This window comes from Inquilinus sp. (assembly GCF_057815775.1).
The window spans coordinates 1-5,109 of sequence record NZ_JBYRFX010000815.1; the positions used below are offsets into that span (position 1 = coordinate 1).

Genomic DNA, 5,109 nt, shown 5'->3' on the forward strand with positions numbered 1-5,109 from the left:
GGCGGGCCGTCCGGGCCGGGGAAGGCGCCCATCCGCTTCAGGATGAGATCCGCCGCCATCAGGCAGCGCCGGACATTCACCGGCAGGCCGAACCGGCGGCACAGCCGGATGACGGCCACCGGCGCCGGGCAGCGCTCGATCGTCTCTACCTGCTCCGGCCGCTCCATCCGCTCGGCCGCCTCCCGGCAGCGGCGGATCACCTCTTCGTCGGACGCGGAGTCATTGTGGATCGCCGCGGCCATGGCCAGCTTCACCCGCGCACCATGCCAGGACGGATGCAGCCCGGCCGGCGGCGGATGCGCCACGGCCAGCTCCTGCTCCTCCTGGTCCTCGCGCTCCCGGCCGGCCTTCTCCTCCATCAGCAGGGTCAGGCGCACCGATTTGGCGATCACGGCCAGCCGGCCGCAATAATCGACGCCCTCGACCGGGTCCTCCAGCGCCTCGATCCGGATTGCCTCCGCGACCTCCATCTGGATCTCGACCAGCCGCGCCAGCACCCGGTCGCGCCGCGTCGCCCGATCCTGGTCGGGATCGGCTTGCGGTTTCGGGGCTGGATCTGGCGTTGTCATGAACAAAAGAAGAACATGAATCGGACCCGGCCGTCCAGAGTCCGGCCAGTATTATCCACCGGCTACAGCGGTAACGCCTTCCACCCGTGGCGACACACCGGCGAAACACGGGCCCCCTACCGTCATGGAACGCTCGGCGGCAGCCGGACACCCGGCCGCCGCCAGGACCGCAGGAGGATGCCGATGACCGGAGCATCGAAGCAGTACACGCTGGCGACGTCGCATGGCGCGATCGCGGTCGAAGAGGCCGGCCAAGGCGACGTTCCGGTCCTGCTGATCCACGGCAACTCCTCCTGCCGCGGCGTCTTCCGCCAACAGTTGGCGGGGAAGCTGGCGCAGGACCATCGCCTGATCACCTTCGACCTGCCGGGGCATGGTGAGTCCGCCGACGCGCCGGACCCGGTCCGCAGCTACACCCGGCCCGGCCTGGCCGATGCCGCCATCGAGGTCCTGGCCAAGCTCGGCGTCGGCGATGTCGTGCTGTTCGGCTGGTCGCTGGGCGGCCACATCGCCCTGGAGATGGTGCCGCGGCTGCCCCGGATCCGGGGTGTGATGATCAGCGGCACGCCGCCGGTCGGGCGCGGCCGCATGGCCGACGGGTTCATCCCGGCCCCGCACATGAAGTTGGCGGGCCAGGAGCATCTGTCGCCCGAGGAGATCGACGCCTTCGGCCACGCCATCTTCGGCGAGGGCTTCGCGCCGTTCCTGCGCGAGGCGATGGAACGCACGCACGGGCTGGCCCGCAAGATCCTGTTCGAGGCGGCGCGGGCCGGAATCGGTGTCGACCAGCGCCAGGTGGTGGAAACCGCCCCCGTGCCGCTGGCCGTGGTCAACGGTGCCGACGACCCGTTCGTCCGGCTCGATTACCTCGACAGCCTGCGCTACGCCCATCTGTGGGAGGGCGAGTGCCACCGCCTGCCCGGGTTGAAACACGCGCCGTTCTGGGAAGCGCCCGAGGCGTTCGATCCCCTGCTCGGCCAGTTCCTGCTCGACGTCTCCGGCAGCCCGGGCCGCGAGCATCGCGAGCCCATCGTGGGGACATTCAAGCTGTCCTGACGCTCCAGACCGCCGGCACCAGGCCGGCGCTGATTCCCGCAAATTCCGCGACTCTTGTCCTATGCGGCCAAGACACAATCCGCTATCGATACAGTGCAATATTTCGATAAATCCGTCCGACAGATTTCAGCCCACAACCGATTGAGATCGATCATGGCGTTTATCTCCGGTACCGGCGGCAACGACTTTTTCCATCTCGCCGGCGACGGGCTCACCGTCCCACCGGGATACACTGGGATCATCTACACCCCGGGCGACGTCCTGGGCGGGTTCGACGGCGACGACATCATGATCGGCACCGGCGGCAACACCCAATACATCGGGTATGACGGCTACGATCTCCTGGACTACTCCACCTTCGGCCAGGGCGTTGTCATATCCGAACTCGACGGCAGCATCCGCGGTCTCGACGGCACCCTGATCGGCCACATCTCCGCCGCCGGCGGGATCGAGGAGCTGCGGGGATCGGCGTTCAACGACGTGCTGGTCACGGCCGCCGGCGGCAGCGCCGTGGTCCTGCGTGGCGAGGGCGGCGACGACACGCTGGTCGCCAACACCAATGCCGAGACGCTGGATGGCGGCGCCGGCACCGACACGGCCAGCTATGGCAACTCCACGGTCGGGGTCACGGTCGACCTGCGGCTGGCCGGTGCCCAGGTGTCAGGCGGCGCGGCCAGCGGCGACATCCTGACCGGCATCGAGAACCTGGCCGGATCGGCCTTGGCCGATTCCCTGCACGGCGATGCCGGCAACAACGTCCTCATCGGCGGTGCCGGGGCCGACATCCTGGTCGGCGATGCCGGCACGGACACAGCGGACTATTCCGGATCCTCGGCGGCGGTGACGGTCGATCTGGGGCTCGGCACCGGCCATGGCGGCGACGCCGAGGGCGACACGCTGGCGACGATCGAGAACGTCACCGGCTCGGCCTTCGCCGACCATCTCACCGGCGATGCCGGCGCCAATGCGCTGCTGGGCGGGGCCAGCGACGACGTGCTGTATGGCGCCGCCGGGGCCGACGCGCTGGATGGCGGCGACGGCAACGACCGTCTTGTCGGCGGCGACGGGATCGACACCCTCCATGGCGGCATCGGCAATGACATGATCGATGCCGGCACCGGCAACGACATCGTCTTCGGCGAGGCCGGGGACGACAATATCTTCGGCGGCACCGGCGCGGACCAGTTGAGCGGCGGCGACGGTAACGATGTCCTTAATGGCGCGGCCGGGGCCGATGCCCTTGATGGCGGCGCCAGCAACGACACGGTGGTTTATGCCGGCTCGACGGCCGGGGTGACGGTCAGCCTGGCGACCGGCCTCGGCACCGGCGGCGACGCCCAGGGCGACACGCTGACCGGACTCGAAAACGTCTACGGCTCCGACCACAATGACGTGCTGACCGGCGACGCCGGGGCCAACACCCTGTCGGGCGGGGCCGGGAACGATATCCTCACCGGCGGAGTCGGGGCGGATGTGCTGAAGGGCGGCACGGGCAACGACATCTTCGTCTACACCAGCATCGCCGACAGCACGGTGGCGCCGGCCGGCAAGGACGTGATCACCGACTTCACCACCGGCGACAAGATCGACCTCAGCGCCATCGATGCCGACGGCAATGCCGCCAACGGCGACACCGCCTTCAGCTTCGGCACCGGCGGCTTGACCGGCCATGCCGGCGAGATCCGGATCGTCGACTTCCACAACGGCCTCCAGGGCATCTATCTCGACGTCAACGGCGACAAGACCCCGGACGCGATCATCAACGTGATCTCCGACCACGCCCTGACGGCGAGCGATTTTATCCTCTGACAGCGACGGCCGGGGCGCCCATCTGCGTCCTGGCCTTGCCGGGCCCCGAGTGCCCTCCGCATCAGCCGCCTTTTGGATGGCACGCCGGCCCATGGCCGCTTGCCGGGACGCCCTCATGGGCGGGCGTCGAGCTTGTACTTTAACAAAAGATAACCATTGTTCAGTCTTGCGCAATTGACGTGGCTGGGGCCGCCGCACGACGGGACGAAGCCAAATCATGCCTGAGATAATTGCCAAATCTGCCTCGCAAAAAGCCGCCGAGGCGGGAGTTGAAGACTTTCGAAAGGATCTTGGACCTTTCGTCGTCGCCGCCGAGACGACGCGCATGGCGATGCTGTTTACTGACCCGAAAGCGGCGGGCAATCCGATCATTTTTGCCAACAACGCCTTTCTCGAACTGACCGGATACGCGCGTGAAGAGGTGCTGGGCCAAAGCTTCAACTTCCTGATGGCGCGGGGCACCGACCCCGATTCCCTGGCGCGCATCGAAGCGGCGTTTGCCGGGAGCACCACCGGCGGTTCGGAAATCTGCTATCGGCGCAAGGATGGCAGCCTGTTCTGGTCCGCGATCCTGATCAGCCCGGTGCGGGATGATGCCGGCAATGTGGTCCAGCATTTTGCCTCCTTCGTGGACCTGACCGACCACAAGCAGGAGCAGGCCCAGTCCAAGATGCTAATCGACGAACTGAACCATCGCGTGAAGAACACCCTCGCGACGGTGCAGTCGATCGTCTGGCAGGCCCTGCGGAACACGTCCGACCCCCAGGTGCTGCGGGACTCCATCGAGTCGCGGCTGTTCGCCCTGTCCCGGTCGCACGACCTGCTGACCCACGAGAACTGGGAAGGTGCGGGGCTGCTCGACCTGGTCAAGACCGCCCTGGAGCCCTTTGGGGTGGCCAATGGGCGGTCGGAACATTTTTCCATCACTGGCGGAAACATCCGCGTCTCGCCGAAAGCCGCCCTCGCCCTTGGCATCGCCTTCCACGAACTCGCGACCAATGCGGTCAAGTACGGCGCGTTTTCCAACAAGACCGGATCCGTCCTGATTTCATGGTCGGTCAAGCCGTCGCCGGAGGGGCACCGCCTGGTCCTGCGCTGGCAGGAGACGGGTGGGCCACCTGTGCTACCCCCGTCCCGCAAGGGGTTCGGGTCGCGGGTCATCGAGCGCGGCCTGGCCCACGAGCTGGAAGGCACGGTCGCCCTCGACTACCCTGCCGACGGCGTGATCTGCACGGTCGACTTTCCCGCACCGAACGGTGCCCGGGATGGATAAGCCCCTGGCCGGCCGGCGCATCCTCGTGATCGAGGATGAAATGCTGGTCCTCATCATGATCGAGGACATGCTGGCCGACCTCGGCTGCGCGTCCGTGACGGCCGCCGCCACGGTGGCCCAGGCCCTCACCCTGATCGAGGCGCAGGCCTTCGACATCGCCATGCTGGACATGAACCTGAACGGCAACAAGACCTATGCCGTGGCGGACGCGCTCGCGACGCGCGGCGTGCCGTTCCTGTTCTCGACAGGCTACAGCAGCCACAGCATGAGGGAGGGCTACCGGGACCGGCCGGTGCTGAAGAAGCCGTTCATGGATTGGCAGCTGGCCGAGATCCTGGCGCGGGTGCTGACGCGCTGACCGTCCCGCCGGGTCACCACGGGACAGTCCGGCCGAGATAGTCG

Annotated in this window: 5 protein-coding genes; 4 read left to right on the forward strand and 1 reads right to left on the reverse strand. The window is 67.4% G+C overall.

Features of this window, described 5'->3' with window-relative positions:
• A partial coding sequence (locus tag AC3XYG_RS29260; protein ID WP_489143402.1) for a hypothetical protein occupies positions 1 to 569 on the reverse strand: 569 nt, incomplete at its 3' end.
• Positions 570 to 752: 183 nt separating this feature from the next.
• Between AC3XYG_RS29260 and AC3XYG_RS29265 the strand changes: the two genes are divergently transcribed.
• The 4 genes from AC3XYG_RS29265 (at position 753) to AC3XYG_RS29280 (ending at position 5,065) form a co-directional block, all read left to right on the forward strand.
• Positions 753 to 1,625 (forward strand): alpha/beta fold hydrolase, encoded by an 873-nt coding sequence (locus AC3XYG_RS29265; RefSeq protein ID WP_489143403.1) that lies wholly within the window; start codon positions 753 to 755, stop codon positions 1,623 to 1,625.
• A 153-nt stretch (positions 1,626 to 1,778) separates the two neighbouring features.
• Positions 1,779 to 3,434 carry a calcium-binding protein gene (locus AC3XYG_RS29270; protein ID WP_489143404.1) on the forward strand — a complete coding sequence of 552 codons (1,656 nt, stop codon included), beginning with the start codon at positions 1,779 to 1,781 and terminating at the stop codon, positions 3,432 to 3,434.
• A gap of 217 nt (positions 3,435 to 3,651) precedes the next feature.
• Positions 3,652 to 4,707, forward strand: a complete 1,056-nt coding sequence (locus AC3XYG_RS29275; protein WP_489143405.1) for an HWE histidine kinase domain-containing protein — start codon at positions 3,652 to 3,654, stop codon at positions 4,705 to 4,707.
• Positions 4,700 to 5,065, forward strand: coding sequence for a response regulator (locus tag AC3XYG_RS29280; protein WP_489143406.1), 366 nt, complete (start codon positions 4,700 to 4,702; stop codon positions 5,063 to 5,065). Before AC3XYG_RS29275 ends, AC3XYG_RS29280 begins: the two co-directional genes overlap by 8 nt.
• The last annotated feature ends 44 nt before the right edge of the window (positions 5,066 to 5,109 follow it).